This is a genomic window from Thalassotalea hakodatensis (genome assembly GCF_030295995.1).
GTDB classification, from domain to species: Bacteria; Pseudomonadota; Gammaproteobacteria; order Enterobacterales; family Alteromonadaceae; genus Thalassotalea_C; species Thalassotalea_C hakodatensis.
In genome coordinates this window covers 1,979,984-1,997,965 of record NZ_AP027365.1, presented here as the reverse complement: position 1 = coordinate 1,997,965, position 17,982 = coordinate 1,979,984, and the positions used below count along the sequence as shown (strand labels likewise).

9 protein-coding genes and 1 riboswitch are annotated in these 17,982 nt (G+C 37.2%); of the genes, 3 read left to right on the top strand and 6 right to left on the bottom strand.

Annotated features, from left to right (window positions below; all coding sequences use genetic code 11):
- Window position 1 precedes the first annotated feature (1 nt).
- From recD to QUE72_RS08700, 6 genes are all read right to left on the bottom strand, one after another.
- Window positions 2-1,930 carry an exodeoxyribonuclease V subunit alpha gene (gene recD / locus QUE72_RS08725; RefSeq protein ID WP_286272791.1) on the bottom strand — a complete coding sequence of 643 codons (1,929 nt, stop codon included), beginning with the start codon at window positions 1,928-1,930 and terminating at the stop codon, window positions 2-4.
- Window positions 1,931-5,461 (bottom strand): exodeoxyribonuclease V subunit beta, encoded by a 3,531-nt coding sequence (recB, locus tag QUE72_RS08720; RefSeq protein ID WP_286272789.1) that lies wholly within the window; start codon window positions 5,459-5,461, stop codon window positions 1,931-1,933.
- Window positions 5,461-8,805 (bottom strand): exodeoxyribonuclease V subunit gamma, encoded by a 3,345-nt coding sequence (gene recC / locus QUE72_RS08715; protein WP_286272788.1) that lies wholly within the window; start codon window positions 8,803-8,805, stop codon window positions 5,461-5,463. Before recC ends, recB begins: the two co-directional genes overlap by 1 nt.
- Before the next feature lie 130 nt (window positions 8,806-8,935).
- Window positions 8,936-9,262 carry a hypothetical protein gene (locus QUE72_RS08710; RefSeq protein WP_074500067.1) on the bottom strand — a complete coding sequence of 109 codons (327 nt, stop codon included), beginning with the start codon at window positions 9,260-9,262 and terminating at the stop codon, window positions 8,936-8,938.
- 393 nt (window positions 9,263-9,655) lie between these two features.
- Complete coding sequence (locus QUE72_RS08705) at window positions 9,656-10,834, bottom strand: IS4 family transposase (RefSeq protein ID WP_286272786.1); 1,179 nt, start codon at window positions 10,832-10,834, stop codon at window positions 9,656-9,658.
- Window positions 10,835-11,201: 367 nt separating this feature from the next.
- Window positions 11,202-11,546, bottom strand: coding sequence for a DUF3718 domain-containing protein (locus tag QUE72_RS08700; protein ID WP_074500065.1), 345 nt, complete (start codon window positions 11,544-11,546; stop codon window positions 11,202-11,204).
- A gap of 70 nt (window positions 11,547-11,616) precedes the next feature.
- Window positions 11,617-11,698: riboswitch (cyclic di-GMP riboswitch) on the bottom strand.
- Between the two features lie 140 nt (window positions 11,699-11,838).
- On the opposite strand from QUE72_RS08700, the gene QUE72_RS08695 reads away from it, so the two are divergent.
- The 3 genes from QUE72_RS08695 to QUE72_RS08685 all read left to right on the top strand — a co-directional run bounded on the left by QUE72_RS08695 (window position 11,839) and on the right by QUE72_RS08685 (window position 17,913).
- On the top strand, window positions 11,839-12,162 hold the full coding sequence (locus QUE72_RS08695) for an RNA-binding S4 domain-containing protein (RefSeq protein ID WP_083602136.1): 324 nt from the start codon (window positions 11,839-11,841) through the stop codon (window positions 12,160-12,162).
- Window positions 12,163-12,331: 169 nt separating this feature from the next.
- On the top strand, window positions 12,332-14,032 hold the full coding sequence (locus QUE72_RS08690; protein WP_286272784.1) for a proline--tRNA ligase: 1,701 nt from the start codon (window positions 12,332-12,334) through the stop codon (window positions 14,030-14,032).
- Between the two features lie 110 nt (window positions 14,033-14,142).
- Window positions 14,143-17,913 carry a Calx-beta domain-containing protein gene (locus QUE72_RS08685; protein WP_286272783.1) on the top strand — a complete coding sequence of 1,257 codons (3,771 nt, stop codon included), beginning with the start codon at window positions 14,143-14,145 and terminating at the stop codon, window positions 17,911-17,913.
- Window positions 17,914-17,982: the final 69 nt, after the last annotated feature.

Sequence of the window (17,982 nt, the reverse complement as noted above, 5' to 3'; positions counted from 1 at the left end):
ATTAATCTATTAATTTAATTCCAGAAAATCTTGTTACCTTTGCTTCAATAGCGTTAAACCAACTTTCTTTGTTAGTAACAAGGGTTAGATGTGATTTTGCTCGTGTAATGCCTGTATAAACAAGCTCACGGGATAATAACTGATTTTCAGCCCGTTCAGGTAATACCATAACAACATTGGTAAATTCACTACCTTGTGTTTTATGAATTGTCATCGCATAAACCTTATCAAAAGCGGGTAAACGAGAAGGTATATATTGTGAAAAGCCCCCTTCTTCATTTTCAAAAAATACAACAAGTTGTCCAAGCTCGTTAGGCCAAACAATACCAATATCGCCATTATATAAACCAAGTGTGTAATCATTGGTTGTGATCATAATAGGTTTACCTTGATAAAGTGCACCAGATAACTGCTGCGCTGGCACTTCAGCACGAAGTCGTTCATCAATCGTGTCATTGATGTCATCAACACCTAGCGGACCCACACGCATGGCCGTTAAAATACGAAAATCAGCCAATACACTAAAAGCTTGTTCAACCGATTCACTTCGCATTACTTGACGGTAATACTCGACAGCTTGTTGAAAGATAGACTGAATATGTTGGTACGAACATCTTAAAAGTTCGCTTGCTTTTTCATCTACTTGTTGATTGATCAACTGCCAGCTTAGTTCTGCTTGCCCATTAATCACCTGAGCTGCTAACTGTCCAATCCCCCCTTCGCTAGAGAAGCGGCGACTATGTGTTAAGTAAGTAACATGATCAACGAATTGTGTTTTATGGCTACATAGACTTTCACTACCTGTAACCTGCATTAAATACGTTGCATTTTCTTTACTATAAACAGCTGTAGAGATTGGTGCTAAATCGGATAATAGACTACCTGCTGCAACTGAAGGTAATTGTTGAGCATCACCCAATAAAATTATACGGCAACCTTCAGGTAAAGCACGTATTACCCTAGCCATCATTGGTAAATCGACCATTGACACTTCATCAATCAACAAGACATCTACCGACAGTTTGTTTTGTTGATGATGTTTAAAGTTTGGTGAATGTGGAATTACCCCTAATAAACGATGTAGGGTTTGTGCCTTTGTTGGAATTTTAGCTAATATGTCCGCAGATATGCTTTCACTAAACCCAGAAAGTGCTTTATTAATCGACTCAGACAAACGTTGAGCTGCCTTGCCTGTAGGTGCTGTTAGCGCGATTTTTAAAGGTGTTTGCTGAGCTAGCATAACCAAGGCTGCAAGTAATTTAGTAACGGTATAAGTTTTACCGGTACCAGGTCCTCCAGCAATAATGCTGAAATGTTTAGTTAACGCATTAGCAACTGCAACTTCTTGCCAATCTATTGTATTTACCGCTTGAGAGCCTTGGTGATTTTCAACAAACAATTGTGCAAGCGTATTTTCTATTATCTTCAGTTTACTGGCGCTTAACGCTGTTTGTTGGCGATTTACTGAATGTAAATATTCAATAACTTGTCGCTCAAAACAATAATAACGTCTTAAATATAAATTTTCTTTACTTAACACAATGGGTAATTCGCCGGAGGCTAAATTATTACACTGAGTTAGCAACTCAATAAGCGCTGTAATTGAAGTAAAATGATACCCTTGATGAGTAATAACACCTTGTTTATCTGCAAAACGAAATAGAAAGCGCGTAGCAACGTGGTTTAAAGGCAAACAAGTATGGCCACTACGTAATGCTTGACTCAACGCAATAAGTAAATGAAATAATTCTGCTATGTTTTCATTGCTTAATGGCCTATTTTCATCAAATCTCATTGCTAACACAGGTGTTAACTGCACAGCCAAAAAGTAATCTATCGATTCTATCGCATATAAATGATTTTTAGCATGCGTTACCGAACTATATGGTGCTTTAAAGTCAGTATGTTGCTTAACGTTAACACTCAACATTTACGTGTTTACTCCTAACTCGACAAATTGGCTATCAAAAAGCGAATCTAGTTGGGTCAATAATAATGAAGATATCGATGTATAGAAAACTCCAGAGGTACCTTGTTCTGGCTGCATACCACGAAGATACAAATACAAAATTCCGCCAAAATGTTGATCTGGGTGGTAATTAGGAAGCTGTTTTTTTAAGTGCCTATGCAACGCCACAGCATAAATCAAATACTGTAAATCATAATGATGACGTTGAATATCAACAAGTAACGCAGAGGGTAGATAGTCACTAAAATCGTTCCCTAAATGCGTTGATTTATAATCACAGACATAATATTTTCCTTGATGCTCAAAAATTAAATCAATAAAACCATGCATCATGCCTTTTAATGACTTAAATGCAGGTAAGTACAACTGTCGTTGAATCTCGGGTATATGATGTACCTGACATTGTTGTTTTCGATGATTTAGCAAAAAACTCGCCAATGCTTTGGTGCTGACTCTTTCTAATGGGAAGTAGAACTCTACTTCCTTTAAGCAGCGGGAATTGTCTATTGTCGATAAACTAAAATTATCGATAGTTTGTTGTTCAATTAACGGAGTACCAACAATATCATCAAGCCAATCATATAAATGTTTTTGTTCAAAGCCATCTGGTAGCGCTCCGTATTTATTCAATGGCCACTGGCAATCAACAGACCAATTAGGCTCTTTAAACGAAGCATGCTCTAAAATATCATGTAATAGGTTACCTGCAGCTGCGCCTTTAGTTAATGCAAACCTTAATTGACCTTGATGATCAACATTAAGTGCTTGATTGGGTAATTCACTTTGGCTATTTAGGGGATCGTCATTACGTTCAGGTTGCGAAACCCCTACATCACGTAAATTTCGATTTAAGGCGGTAAACGATGTTAACCACCAATCTCGCTCTATATTACCTTGGAATTTAGCAACCTCAGCATTTTTTACATCGAGTTGTTTTTGCTGATAGTGCTCAACTAAAATGTCATCAACTACCGTCACGGTGATCTCATTAGGCTGTTCATGAGCTAACTGTGTAATCGCATTTAATAAGTCATCATTGGCGGATAACATTAAGGTCTTGCCTAGTGGTGACAAATGATATTTATCAAATGATGTTGTAAGCACAAAGCAATGTTGTTCAGCTCTAGTAACCGCCACATACAATAAACGGATCGACTCTGCATAAGCTTCATTAGCCATCGCAGTTAATGCTTGTTCGTCTGCAGACAGGGTGACTCGCGCATGTTCATTTTCATCATGATAAGTAATTGCTTGTATATTTTTAGTGCCGAAACGTAGCGGGTTCTTAGCTCGAGTACTAAAAGGAATAAATACAACAGGATATTCTAATCCCTTAGCACCATGTTGTGTCACTATTTTGATTAGATTTTCTTCACTTTCTAACCTAAGTTCTGTTTCTTGATCTGGTAATTCTTGTTGATACTGTTGCTCAAGCCAGTGCAATAATTCATCTGGTTGCCTTAACTGCTGACTTTTCGCTTGTAACAATTCAAATAAATGCAATAAATTTGTTAAACTCCGTTCACTTTCATGGCCTTTTATTGCTATTAACGTATGCATCAATTTCAATGCCATGGTGACAAAGCCTTGTGATACCCAAATGGCTTTTAAATCAATAAATAGCTGTTTATACTGTTGCCATTGCAAGTCATCACCACGAATTTTGTAATATTCGCTAGGCGATATAGCTAATAATGGATTAGCCATAGCGCTACAAAAATAACGGTCGCTTTCAGGGTTTAATATACCTTTTAATAATGGGATCAGGTGTTGGGTTTCTTCGCTGTGCCAAAGGTTAGTACGATCACTTAGGTAAACGGATGACAATCCAGCCTGCTTCAACGCCTGTTTAATCTCTTGTGCTTCCGCACCATCACGGACTAACAAAGCAATATCTTGAGCCCGCAATTCAGGTTGCTCTTTCAGCAAAGAAATAATTTTATTGGCACACCAATTCGCCATCGATTGTCTGAAAGACTGAGTAACCGGTTTATCATCTTCAGTTGGAAAATGAATAAAATTCAAGGCTTTTTCGCAATTAAGTATACTTGAACGAGGATTTGGCGACGCATCTACGACACTGTAATCAATACCAAAACCAAAAACAGCTTTAGCTTGGCCGGATAAAGCATTTCCATAAAAAAGTCTATTGTAACCCGTGATCATAGCCTTAGTTGAACGCCAGTTTGTGTTCATACGCCACCGGTAAGTTGCTGCCTTACGCGCCGCCATGTAAGTAAAAATATCGCCTCCCCTAAAACCATATATTGCTTGTTTAGGGTCACCGATCATTACTAATCCGGTGTTTTCTTGATCTTGATACAGCGCATTTAAAATACGATATTGTTCTTGGTCAGTGTCTTGAAACTCATCCACAAGGGCAAAAGGATATTGTGCCGTCAGTGTACGAATTAAGGGTTCAGCACTGCTATCTGTTAGCGTATCTGCTAATGACTGGATCAAATCATCAAAACTTAGCATTTTTTGTTGTCTTTTTTGCTCAACAACATTTTCATTAATGTTTGCTAACCCAGAAGTAATTGCCTTTAAAGCATACAGTTTTCGAATATCACTTAGTAACGAATCTTTACGCTTCTTAACAAGGTTTACGGTTGAAAATATCTCAACAAGTTGCTCTTTAACTTTTGAGCGCCCAAAGCGCCGTCCGTTAAAAAAACTGGTCGGCATTGTTTCTTGACTGTACTCGTAATTGTCACTACAGGCTTTTAACCAATCAAGTAATTGCGTAAATTCTAATGTTCTACTTTCTTGTTCTTTTGCGGGTTTAGCATTTACTAGCTGTTCAAATAAAAAAGGTTGGGCTGTGATTAAATCGCTATGAGCTTGCATTGCTAACTGACAAAACTGTGCAATTTCATCGCTAGGCTCTTTTACTTCAATGGGTTCACGGTACCCTATTAGCCGACTAAATTGCTGTGAAAACGCCTGTGGTGTTAACCAAAATTCGCTCACTAATGCAAACGTATCTGGCTCTTTAATAGATAAAGTTCGATACCAATCTTCAATCGCTAAGGTGATAATATCATGCTGTTGGGCTTCTAGATTTGCGTTAAACGCAGTGCCTGTGGCAAAAGCGTGTTGTGATAACACTGTTTTACAAAAGCCATGTATTGTATAGATTGCTGCTTCATCTAAAAATAATAAAGCCCTTTTTAATAAAGCCTTAACTTCATTAGGTGGTGTAATTTTGGCAATTTCAGTAAAAAAATCATCAGATAAAATTAGCTCTTCCCAATCGTTTAACGTGGTCCGTAAAAACTGATCAATTCTCCCTCGAATCTCTTCTGTTGCGTCTTTGGTGAAAGTCATCACCAATATTTGCTGTACAGTAAGTTTTCGCTCTAATAACAATCGTAAATAAATCCGGGTAATGTTAAACGTTTTCCCTGTTCCTGCGCTTGCTTCAATTAAATGACGGCCTTTTAGGGGCATATTCGCCACCATTAAGGGTAAGAACTCAATAGCTGACATTACACTTTCTCCTTGGTAAACAAAGAGAATAAATTGCCGTAAACCTCAAAAATTGATTGTGTAAACGATGATAGTTCCGGGCACTGCTGCCAAAAATATTGTAGATATGGATCTTGGTGTAATCCTTGATTGTTTGCGTCACCTTGCCATAATTTATCTAGTTGCTGTTGTTCGAATACTTTAGCATTTTCAATAGCTAATGCTAAATCTGCATTGGTTAAATATGCTGCGTTTTGTCCTTGAATAAAATGTAGTATTAACCTTGTGATTGTTTGCCAATCAACATGAGATAAAGATAATGTAATAATTTTTTGTGCCTTGTTATCAAAAAAATAGCCAGTACATTGACTGGCATCAATATTCATAATAGCATCAGAGCTCTCAGCAGTTTGCTGTGCTTGTTGCAATAAAGCCAAGGAAAAATATAAATGAAGATAATCTTTTGCTTTTGGCGTACTTGCTCTCACTACGATTAATTTATTGTTTTTAGACATCACATGATGCGTTACATCTATCGTGCGATTAAAAGATGAGTGCGCTATTGTAACGGGTACTTGAAGCTCGTGCTCGATAACTTCACCTAATAATGTCTCATTAATATGATGATAGAGCGCTTCGCTATCATTAAGCAGTTTAGCAATATCTTCTTTTCCTGTTGAAGAATCTGCAAATTTACCCGATAACCCTGCGTATTGCTGCCAGTAAGATAACACCGCTTGTTCAGCCGATGTTAAATCTTTTGTTGCGTGTTGCAATAAATCAATAAGCGCATGCTGTTTAAGCAAGTATTTACTTAAGTGATCAGCAACGAACGGTTCACTGTTTGATAATTCAACGGTTTGTTGGGCTAAGAACAAACCTAATTGTTGCTCTGCAAAGTATTTACTTGGATGAGCTAAAAAACGAAGCAGTTGCTTAACATCAATGCTCTCAAGTGACTTTTCAGGTTGTTCAGGAATATTAAATGGCATTGAATCTGGCTGCTCTGTTACTTGAGCAATGCTGACTTTTTGACCTAATGCAAACCAATTAGCATCAAAACTCGCATATTCATTTTCATAATTCGCCAAGCTATATGGATGCATAGCTAGCTGCCTAATATGTTGGTTTTGATCAGCAAAACATTGCCAGCTGTAACCTAAATGCAAGTATTCACATAGTTCATTGAGTACAATAGAGGGTTGTTTTTGTTTATTATTTTTTATACTACGACCTTGATAGCTTAAATATAATGCTTGCCTAGCTGATAACAGCCCTTCTAAAAATAGATACCTGTCATCTCCCCGACGTGACCGATCACCGATTCGCGATTTTGCTTGAGAAAGCAAGTCAAAACCAAACGGTGTTCTAACACGTGGAAAGTCACCATCATTAAGCCCTAATATGCATATCACTTTGAAGGGAATGCTACGCATCGGTAACATAGAACAAAACGTCACTTGCCCTATCATAAAATGGCGACCTGGATCAGGTTGACTAAAGTGTTCCGTGAGAAACTCTCTAACGATACTCAGTTCAATGTCTTCATCAAAACTTCCTTGTTTGGTATACGTTAATAAGTTATCAATGGCTGTCGAAATTAGCGCAATACTATCATGACTTTCATCAAAAAATTCCAGTAACATCTCGCTTAACAATAGATGCCACTTTTCAGGCGTTTTACTTCGATTTAACGCCTGTCTAAACTGTTGTAACCGTTCGATTAACTCCATTAACAAACCGAGTAATACTGCGTCTTGCCCTTCTATATCTGGTAACAATAAATGTTCATCGAAAATAACTTCATTATCACCATAAGCAAAGCCCTGTAATAGGCGAGAAAAACCGTTTTGCCAAGTAAATTGGGCAGAGGCATTTTCAACGTCAAGCACTTGCGACTTATGTTGCGCATCTAACCCCCAATGAATGGCACTTTTTTCCAGCCATAACGCCATTTTATCTACATCAGCAGACTGTAACTTAAAACGGCTTTGCAATGCTGCTAATCGCAACCAAGAAACTATTTGACTGACTTGAAATCGACTATCAGGTAAAGACAGCATTTCAGTAAAAGCGATGACTAAAGGGTCTGAATTCTTTGCAACACGATCTGCAATGGAGCACGGCAGCGGCGGCACATCATTCTCATAATCTTGCCAGCCCTGGGCGAATACAGCATTTACATAGGGCGCATAATCTTCAATTTGAGGACACATGACCAAGACATCTTTCGGTGTTAACGTATCATCCTTATTAAATTGGTGTAATAACCAATCATGAACACCTTGAACTTCACGAAGAGCGCTGTGAGCGCTAGTGATCACAATAGAGTCATCGAGCTGGTTTACAGGTTGTTGCCGTTTATCAGTTAAGGTTAGAATATCGTGTTGAATAGATTGTAACACTGTTAATGTCAGATCATTTTGGGCGTCATCTCGGTCAAATGCCTCAATGCTAACTGTACTATATTGTTGTATTAAGGAAAGAAACTCTCGTCCTTGTTGCCCTAAATTAGCAAGTAAAGGGTTACCCACAGATTCATGCATCTGATCAAGGTTAGTTGTCCATTTATTTAATTGTTGGATAGCCTGTTTTTCACTAACAATATCGCCCCAATAGTCAAAACAAGGATTGAGATGATAAAAATGTACTTGTGTATATTGGCTCACTTGCTCCAGAAAGGATAACCAAATGGGTGCCATAGCATTTATGCCGAAGAAGCTAATACGTTTAGGTAATAAGTCAGATTTTTCAGGCAATTGAGAAATTGCATGATTAACAAGTGCAATTGGATCATACGATTGTGTACGAGTTAACATCGCCCACAACTTTCGTTGCCAGCATTCATCTTTTGCTAAGGTACTCGTTTGATTGAATTCATCAGGTATTACGTTATTTTGCCACTGAGTTAACCAATCAGGACGATAAATTAAATACTGTTCATATAAATCAGCAACTTGGCAAGAAAGTTGATAGCGCTTTAACGGATCTTGCTGAGATATATTACTAAACCAGTATTCTGTAACAGAGCTAAAGTCACTATCTTCGATAATCTCACTGGACGCTAACAACTGATAAATTCGCCAACTTAATGCTTCTCGAGTGAACGGATCTTGATCAATCATATGCTTTGGCAATACCAAAGCACGCATTAATTTCCACAAAAACTGGGCTGGCAATGCATATTGATGATTAAAGCTTATACCTGATGATTGAGCTAAAGACATACTCAACCAGTGTTGCATACCTGCATTTTGTACAATATAAACGTCTTGTGAAAACAACGGTAAAGGCGAAACTTCTTGGATTTTACTAGCTAACAGCAATAAATTTTCCGTTTTATTTGCCGGGTAAAGGTATATCAAAATGACATCCACTAAAGCGTATTACTTTACGGTGAATTTAATCATATCAACCAAAGAAACTCTAGCGCCGTTTAATCCATAACGTACCTTTCACGTTAAATTTCATTAGCTCTGTTTATTGCGAGTTATTTTAACGAATGAAATCAAGATGCTTTTGGTAGAAGTCACCAACAACAGGAAGATGTGTACGTTGGCCAGTTAATGCATGATAAAACCCAGTACACCAAAGTACGATAATACCTAAGCATAATACCCAACCAACAAAAGGGACTAATGCAAGCAGTGCTCCGGTGATAATTAACCCTAGTGAATCCCTTAAATGAAATTTGGCTAACGCAGAACGGTGATCACCATAGATGAAAAATGCAACTACCCATCCTAGAATAGTCATATAAGACAACACGGAAACGACTTTTACTACATCATATTTCAATCGACTATACGCACGGAAATACATAACGTTACCTCTTAATCGCTATTTTCTCGCCAAAATGAAATAGCATTCACACTAGCAAGAATCCTTGTATGTCTTAACCATAGTGAATAAATACATCAGCTTCAATTATGCTTATGTGAATAATTTGTTAAATCATCGTTAGCAATTAGGTAAGTAATTTATTTTAAAGTTAATCTAAGCTGGTGATTTTTTTAGATTGAATACTTATAGTGAGGTCATTTTTTATAGCAAAATACTAGAGCGTGTTGATCTTTCATGTTTACTTTTGCCGCAATTTGTTTGGTATTTATACAAGGCAACACTTGCGCCGTGTAGTTATTCTACTCCAGTCAAGCGTTAACACAGTAGAAATGCCAAACAGATACAGCCCGAAGGGCTGACGGATCCCCATTTTTATATAACTGAACATATTTGATAATAAGCTAAAAAGTTTTCTCGACTTTTCTGTAGATAGTGATTTTTAATTTTGTGGAGTCTATGCCGAATTACTTGCTTCGCCAATGTAAGAAACGATAGAACTCTGCGGTGTTTTATCGTATTAGCCTGAAACATTATTTGCCAATTGCGCTGCTCCGCTTCAAAGCCAACAAACCAAAGTAATAGACTGGCTAAACATGCAATTAAGCACAAGGCACTCATTCGCCTTACGCCTTGTGTTTTACTAAACCGCCACGAAAAGCCATATTGTTGGCTTTTGTCATCGCGAAAGTTTTGCTCAATTTGCATCCTTTTACTGTACAACTTAATTACTTGATCACTAGTGAGTGTATTATCTGATGTTGCGAGTAACCATGGCTCATGAGCATGCCGTCGATACATGCGAGTATCTTTAGTAAAACGGCTATTCCCTTTTCGTCCTTTGTATTTTCCTTTGTACAAATGGAGAAATGCATCACATGCTGTTGGACTGTGTTGAGTAACCCTCGCTTTGCCAAGTCGAGTTGGTTGACAGCTCGCTCCCTGATGAAAGGCAGGGAGTTTTTCCCAAGTATTTTTACCTTCTAACTTACATGTCATCGTGCCTCTGAGACGGCCAATAAAGTGCCATCCTAATGAACGGACTTTAGTATACCAAGGAGTAAGAAAACCACCATCTGACAAAATATAAACGGACCGGTGTTCACCAATAACTTGAAGGAGGTTGTCTAAAAATCTGGCATTGGTTTCTGGCGTATCAAAATCTTTTAATTCAACAACCATGTTGTAAAGCACTAAAGAACGGCCATCAACGAGTAAACTCGCTCTAAGCAGGTGGTAATCTGAACGGCAACAACCACTCCAGTCCACTGCAATGGCTAAATAAGACAAGTTGCTAATGATTGGTTTGGCCAACGAAGCGTATATTTCAACTTGTTGGTTAAACAAATGCTCGTTATTAAGAAAACGATCAACCCTTTTTATTTTATGCTTAATGTTCGCACGTCCAGCTAAGTAACGCCCCAAACTTGTTAAGGTTAATCTATCAGACACTATAAGTGCTTCAGAGCATGCTTTAAGTGTCTTCATTCTCGCTTGATTGAAATTCGATAAGGACTTATCAAAGAAGTTATGGCAAAGTAAGGATTCAGGCATAGCATTTTACTCTTATTTTTGTTTTGGCGAACTAATAAGATCATAAAATGTTGTGCCTGTCATTTTTTGGGGATTCGTCAGCCCGAAGGGTTCAACTAAACGCCTCCTGCTCTTTGTTACTTGAATTAACCATAGAATGACTATGCAATAATCCAAGTGCCGCGATCAAAAGGCGTTTAATTTGAACAAAATTTAAACAGCAAAGATCAACACGCTCTAGAGGCTATAGATCTATCGCGTTATTTTTTTAGACATTTATTGGCTTTCAGACAATGCATTGCCTTTAATGTGTGGTTATTCCACATCAAAAACAATAACGGGCGCTATTTGCTTATTAGCGCCCATACGTATTCATTAGCGTTTAATATTAGCCATTTACACGTTTTTCAGCGGCAACTTTTAAACCCGTATTAGCAAGTGCAGTTAAATTTTCAGATACGACACTTTTAGGTAATTTACCTATCATCATTGCACCTGTTTCATTAGCATTTGCTGAAGCAGCGAATTGCAAAAGGTTTTTACCATTACATTCTACCGTATCAAAAACACGGCGAATTTTAATTCGTTGTGATTTTAGGTAACTACGTAGTTTTGATTTTGCATCAGCAGCAACAAATTCACATAAATTTTGCGCCACATTATTGGCTTGAGCTTTAGGTGCTATAGTAGAAAGAAGGAATGTAACTAAAATAACAATAACGAAGTTTTTCATGGTGACCTTTTCCAAAAAAGTAGATTAATAACTTTATAGAAACTGCAAGCATGATAAGCTTTTTGATCACTTAGGTAGCTCCACTGTCATAGAAAATCCGTAGACTGGTAGCTTTGCGTAATACCCTTTCAAGTATCTTGCCGTTTCTAGCTGCGCGCATTGTATAGATATCAACCAAAGATGCAAGCAATAGTTTTTCTTATTTTTTAACTATGTAAACTTACTGTTCAGGCAAGCGACAAAAAGATAAAATGCCTTAGAAAAATAAAATGTGTAATGTGTAAGGTTTAACATGACAATCGAAATAGAAGTTTCTTCTCAGCCCATCGAATTATATAAATTATTGAAGATAGCTAATCTTGTCAGTGGTGGCGGTGAAGCAAAAATTGTTATCACCGAAGGTTATGTGTATTTAAATGGTGAGCCTGAGTTTCAAAAACGTAAAAAAATTTTCCACCAAGATATCGTGCAATTTAATGGTGAAGAAATCCAATTGATATGTTTTCAAGCACCTAGTTCACCTCAAAAAAAGAAAAAACTTATTGGTGAGCACTCAACAAGTAAACCGTCTAATTCTATGCAAATAAAAGGTGGTCGTAAGAAAATATCACTGTAAATTGACAGTAAATATACAAGATTATGCTTTAAGATCTTAAATAATTGGACTGTATTTACTTCAATAGGTAATTAACTACATTTTTCTCTTTTGCACAATACCACCCCCTGTTAGAATAAAGGCACTATATTTATAATATTTTCATGATTCATACGGAACAAAAAACCCCATGCGTACTAGCCAATACTTACTTTCAACGTTGAAAGAAACCCCAGCGCACGCTGAAGTAATTAGCCATCAATTAATGCTACGAGCAGGTCTTGTTCGCAATGTTGCCTCAGGTTTATATACATGGTTACCCACAGGGCTTCGTGTGTTAAGAAAAGTAGAACATATTGTTCGTGAAGAAATGACAAAAGCGGGTGCTATTGAAACATTGATGCCAATGGTACAGCCTGCTGATTTGTGGCAAGAATCAGAGCGCTGGGAAGATTACGGTCCAGAACTGCTTCGACTTCAAGATCGTCACGATCGCTCTTTTGTTTTAGGCCCTACGCATGAAGAAGTTATTACTTCAATTGTGCGAAACGAAGTTAACAGCTACAAACAATTACCGTTAAATGTTTTTCAAATTCAAACTAAATTTCGTGATGAAATACGCCCACGTTTTGGTGTTATGCGAGGCCGAGAGTTTTTGATGAAAGACGCCTATTCATTTCATATTACCGATGAATGCTTGAAGAAAACGTACCAAACCATGTTCGATGCTTATTGTCGAATATTTGAAAGATTAGGTTTAGATTTCCGCCCTGTTGTTGCTGACAATGGTTCAATTGGTGGTGAAGGCTCGCATGAATTTCATGTGCTTGCTGATTCAGGCGAAGATGATATTGTTTTTTCTGATAGCTCTGAATACGCAGCAAACATCGAAAAAGCCGAAGCATTAGCCCCAGTAGGCGAGTGCCCTCAAGGCACTCAATCAATAACAGAAGTAGCCACTCCTGATGCTAAAACAATTGATGCAGTGGCAACAACATTAAATATTGCAGCTAACCAAACCGTTAAAACGTTACTTGTCAAAGGTGCGACAGAAGATCAACCCGTAATAGCACTTGTTGTGCGAGGCGACCATCAACTTAATGAAGTTAAAGCTGAAAACCTACCACAAATTAGTAGTCCATTAACCTTTGCAACTGACGAAGAAGTACAGCAAGCGGTTAGCTGTAGTGTAGGTTCAATTGGTCCTGTAGGTTTATCAATTCCTGTGGTTGTTGACCGAAGTGCAGTACATATCGCTGATTTTGTTTGTGGTGCAAATAAAGATGGCTTTCATTTCACTGGAGTAAACTGGGATAAAGATATAACCAGTTATACTGTTGCAGATATACGAAACGTTATTGAAGGTGATCCAAGCCCGTGTGGTAACGGGAATATCGTGATCAAACGTGGTATTGAAGTTGGACATATATTTCAACTAGGCAATAAATACGCTAAGGCGATGAATTGTGGTGTGCTGACAGAGTCAGGTAAAAACCAAACGTTAACCATGGGCTGTTATGGCATTGGTGTTTCTCGTATAGTCGCTGCGGCTATTGAACAAAACCATGACAAATATGGCATAAAATGGCCAAAAGCTATTGCGCCATTTCAAGCCGCGATCGTTCCAATGAACATGGCAAAATCAGAACGAGTGAAAGAAACGGCTGAAAATTTATACAAACAGTTATCTAATGTCGGGATAGATGTATTGTTCGATGATCGAAAAGAGCGCCCTGGTGTGATGTTTGCTGATCATGAACTAATAGGCACACCGATGTTACTCATCGTTGGTGAGCGAAATTTAGATGACAACAAAGTTGAAGTAAAAAATCGTATCACTGGTGAAAAATCATTGCTTGATATTGTTGATGTGTTAAGTCTATTTGAATAATCATACATTATATAAACGGCTAATCACCTCTCTTTAGCCGTTTATATTAACTTCGTATTCATATTTGATGTGATACACTTTAGTTGTATCATTTATAATATGGAGTTTATATGAAGTATCTTCTAGGTGCCTTAACCTTTCTCATCGCACCGCAATTATCGGCAGCTGATAATTTATTTAATTGGCGTCACGTACAGGCAGAACAACATACTAGCAATTCAGGTATAGGTGTTAAATATCAGCAAGGCGATAAATTTACGCTAAACTCCAGTACCCTGGCCTCTTTTAATATTGGTGATACGTTTACCGTAAATCTTAAAGATGGTAAAAGTTACCTCGCTAACATTATCAATATCAAAGAAAAAGCCCATACAAAACATATTATTGCTCATATTCATCAACAGCAACGAAACTTACCTTTGGTGATCACCCTAGGGGAAAAACAGTTTTTTATGCGAATTGTTGCACCAGAAAAAACATGGGTTGCGCAAGGTAAACAGCAATCAGGCTGGATAATCGAAGAAAAACTTAAACATCATGCACCACTTGTCAATGACGTAAAAATACCCAAAAAAGGAATATTAACAAAGCACAAGAATATTGTAGCTCCTGAACAAAAACATTTTAAACATCACGGTAATATCAAACGTTCAGCACCAACCAAAGTAAGAAACTCTGCAGCAAACAATGCAAATGTTGATGTATTATTTGTCTATGCCATACCACAAAGTTTTATCGACAGTGAATACAATGGTGATGTGTTAACGCGTATTGAACACCTAATAGAAGTAACTAATCAAATTTATATTGATAGCAATGTCAATATGCAAATAACAGCGGCTGATATTATGTCAGTCGATTACCCAACCGAATTAGATTCAGATACTGCACTTGATGATATTACCTTTAACGAACATGAAGCATTTAGTGATATAGAAAACATTCGTTTTGAACAAGGTGCCGATATGGTTGCGCTATTACGCCCTTTTGTTGATGGTGATACAGCTTGTGGTCTAGCGTGGGGTAATGCAACCATTGCTAATTCAACAAATTATATGTTTAGTCATACCAGTATCGATTGTGGTGATTATGTACTTGCCCATGAGTTAGGCCATAACATGGGGCTAGCCCACTCTCGTGCACAAGGAGATACGGGTTATACATTTCCTTACGCTTTAGGTCATCGAATACAAGATGTAGACAATGGTTTTTCATCGGTAATGGCTTATTCTGTTAACAACGCTGGTAAAATATATAAATTTTCAAATCCTGATATTTTATGTACAGAGTTACCTTGTGGTATCGATAGAAATGATCCTGTAAATGGCGCTGATGCTAGTTTCGCATTAAACCAAGTAAATACTGAGCTAGAAAACTTATTTCAGGCAGAGCCTAACTTAACTCTTGCTAATGAAGCATTAGCCAATATAACCGATAACAATTTAAAACAATGTTTAAGTAATACCATTAACAACAGCGATATTAAATATGCTGGCCAAGTGACTGATCTTTACTGTAGTTTTAATAATGTTGATTTACTCAACGGCATTGAGCATTTTCCAAATATTGTTAGCTTAACGCTAGATAGTAATAACATAAGCGACTTATCACCACTTTCTGGGCTTACGAAACTTTCATACTTATCCTTATCAGATAACAACATTAACGATATTAGTGCGTTATCACAAACAAGCCAGTTGACCAATGTGTACCTTGATTTTAATAATATTGTTGATATATCTGCACTTTCAGCCAATAACCGAATGAAACAACTTTGGATAAATGATAATAATATTGAAAACCTTTCTGCGCTTGCTGGTAAAACCGAACTTTATTATTTATATGCAACCAATAATAGCATTCAATCTATTGAGGTATTAGAAAACTTAAATGCACTGGAATACTTGTATTTATCAAGTAACAACATAAGTGATATTTCTGCGTTAGCAAATCTCTCTTTTTTACGGTTTTTATATATAGGCTACAATGATGTAATAGATGTTTCGCCATTAGAGAACTTAAAAAAATTAGAAATTTTAGCGCTTTATCACAATGAAATTACTGACATCTCGCCTCTCTTGGGTTTATTTTCACTAGAAACGCTTGAAATAGATCATAATGATATTGTTACGCTTCCACTTGGCGAACAAATGCCGAGTTTGAACGTATTAGAAATTAACAACAATTCATTACAAAGCATTGAAAATATTATCCAGATGCCATTTTTGGAAAAATTAAATTTAGCAGATAACAATATAAATAATATCAGTGCTCTTAATGCTTTAACTAATTTGGAAGAGTTAACGCTAAGCAATAACCCGTTCGTGAATACAACAAGTTTGGGCGAATTAACGCAGTTAACCAAGTTGCTGCTCGATAATACTCAAGTAAATTCTTTAGCATTTGTAAACAACCTACAGAAGTTATCCACCCTAAATATCACGAATACTATGGTTAATGATATTTCAGCTTTACAGTATGGCTTAGCGTTAAATAACTTGGACATCAGTAACTCGAATGTGACTGATGTTAGCGCTATATTTGAGCTTCATAATCAATGGCAAACTATCAATACATCAGGATTAATAGATATTCAATGCTGGCAACAAAACTATGTTGAACGTTTTATCAACGTCAGTAACTTCTTTAAAGCGTCATCGTGCGATCCAATCAGTGACTTACAAGATTTTGATGGTGATGGTGTGAGTAATGACGCTGAACTTGCGAATGATACCAACCCTATTTATCACAATACTCAGCCAGGTAGTATTCACTTTCAACTGACTCATTTTACCCTTGAAGAAAATAGTGAAATTAATTTGTTCAAAGTGATTCGATCTCAAGGTGGAAGTGGCGAAATAAGTATCGATTTAAAAGCAAATGCTGAAACAGCTACCGCTGGAAATGACTATGTAGAGTTATCGCAAACATTGACCTTTGCAGACAATGAGTTTTTTAAAGTACTTTATTTATCTTCAGTAAGAGATAATGAATTTGATCAGGGTAAAACCTTTAACCTTTCCTTAGAGAATATATCTACTGGCAATATTGGCACCCCTGATAAAATTGATGTGACGATACAAGATACCGACCAAGCCAATATTTCTTGGTTAACAGAAAACTTAGAAGTTTCCGAGAGTGAAGCTAGTGTTACAGTGACCCTACAACGGCCGAATCAAGCACCTAACGAAGCATCAATAACGGTTGGAGCGATAGATGCAAGTGCAGTAAATGATGTGGATTATCAATTTGAAGAACAAGTGATCAATTTTGCACAAGGCGAATACACGAAAGAGGTTACTGTTAACATCATCAATAACTCTGATTATTCCGGCGATCGGGTTTTTTACTTATCACTTTCAAATGCCAATGGAGCTGTAATCAATGATGAGGATAAAAACCTTTCAATCACCATTTTAGAAGATGAACAACCCGTTGTTGGAAAAGTTGCATTCACAACGGCGAGTACTTCGATAAATGAAAATGATAATGAAGTATCATTAATAATATCCCGTTCAAATGGCTCATATGGAGCGTTATTGGTTAACTATCAAACCCATGATGCTAGCGCATTAAATGGCAGTGATTATGAGTTAACCGAAGGTACAATAACCTTTGAAGACGGTGAAATACAAAAAACGATCACCGTTAATATTACCAATGACACCCTTGATGAAAGCGATGAAACATTTACCGTGACACTGACGGCAGATGACATGAGTTTACTTGGCGAGAACGATACTGTTACAGTCACCATTATTGATAATGACAGTACTACTCCACCTCCAACTACTGGAGGTGGCAGCAGCAGTGGCGGAGGCGCTATATGGTACCTGATCTCGTTACTTATCTTTAGTACATTTGTTAAACGTAAGCAATAAGTAAGCAATAAAAACGCCACTATCATGTGGCGTTTTTCCTAGGATAAAATTACATAATAAATAGTAACT

Coding starts and splice junctions, on each gene's coding strand:
- recD (WP_286272791.1), bottom strand. CDS start 1,930: ATGTTGAGTGTTAACGTTAAGCAACATACTGACTTTAAAGCACCATAT.
- QUE72_RS08700 (WP_074500065.1), bottom strand. CDS start 11,546: ATGAAAAACTTCGTTATTGTTATTTTAGTTACATTCCTTCTTTCTACT.
- recB (WP_286272789.1), bottom strand. CDS start 5,461: ATGTCAGCTATTGAGTTCTTACCCTTAATGGTGGCGAATATGCCCCTA.
- QUE72_RS08710 (WP_074500067.1), bottom strand. CDS start 9,262: ATGTATTTCCGTGCGTATAGTCGATTGAAATATGATGTAGTAAAAGTC.
- QUE72_RS08690 (WP_286272784.1), top strand. CDS start 12,332: ATGCGTACTAGCCAATACTTACTTTCAACGTTGAAAGAAACCCCAGCG.
- QUE72_RS08685 (WP_286272783.1), top strand. CDS start 14,143: ATGAAGTATCTTCTAGGTGCCTTAACCTTTCTCATCGCACCGCAATTA.
- QUE72_RS08705 (WP_286272786.1), bottom strand. CDS start 10,834: ATGCCTGAATCCTTACTTTGCCATAACTTCTTTGATAAGTCCTTATCG.
- QUE72_RS08695 (WP_083602136.1), top strand. CDS start 11,839: ATGACAATCGAAATAGAAGTTTCTTCTCAGCCCATCGAATTATATAAA.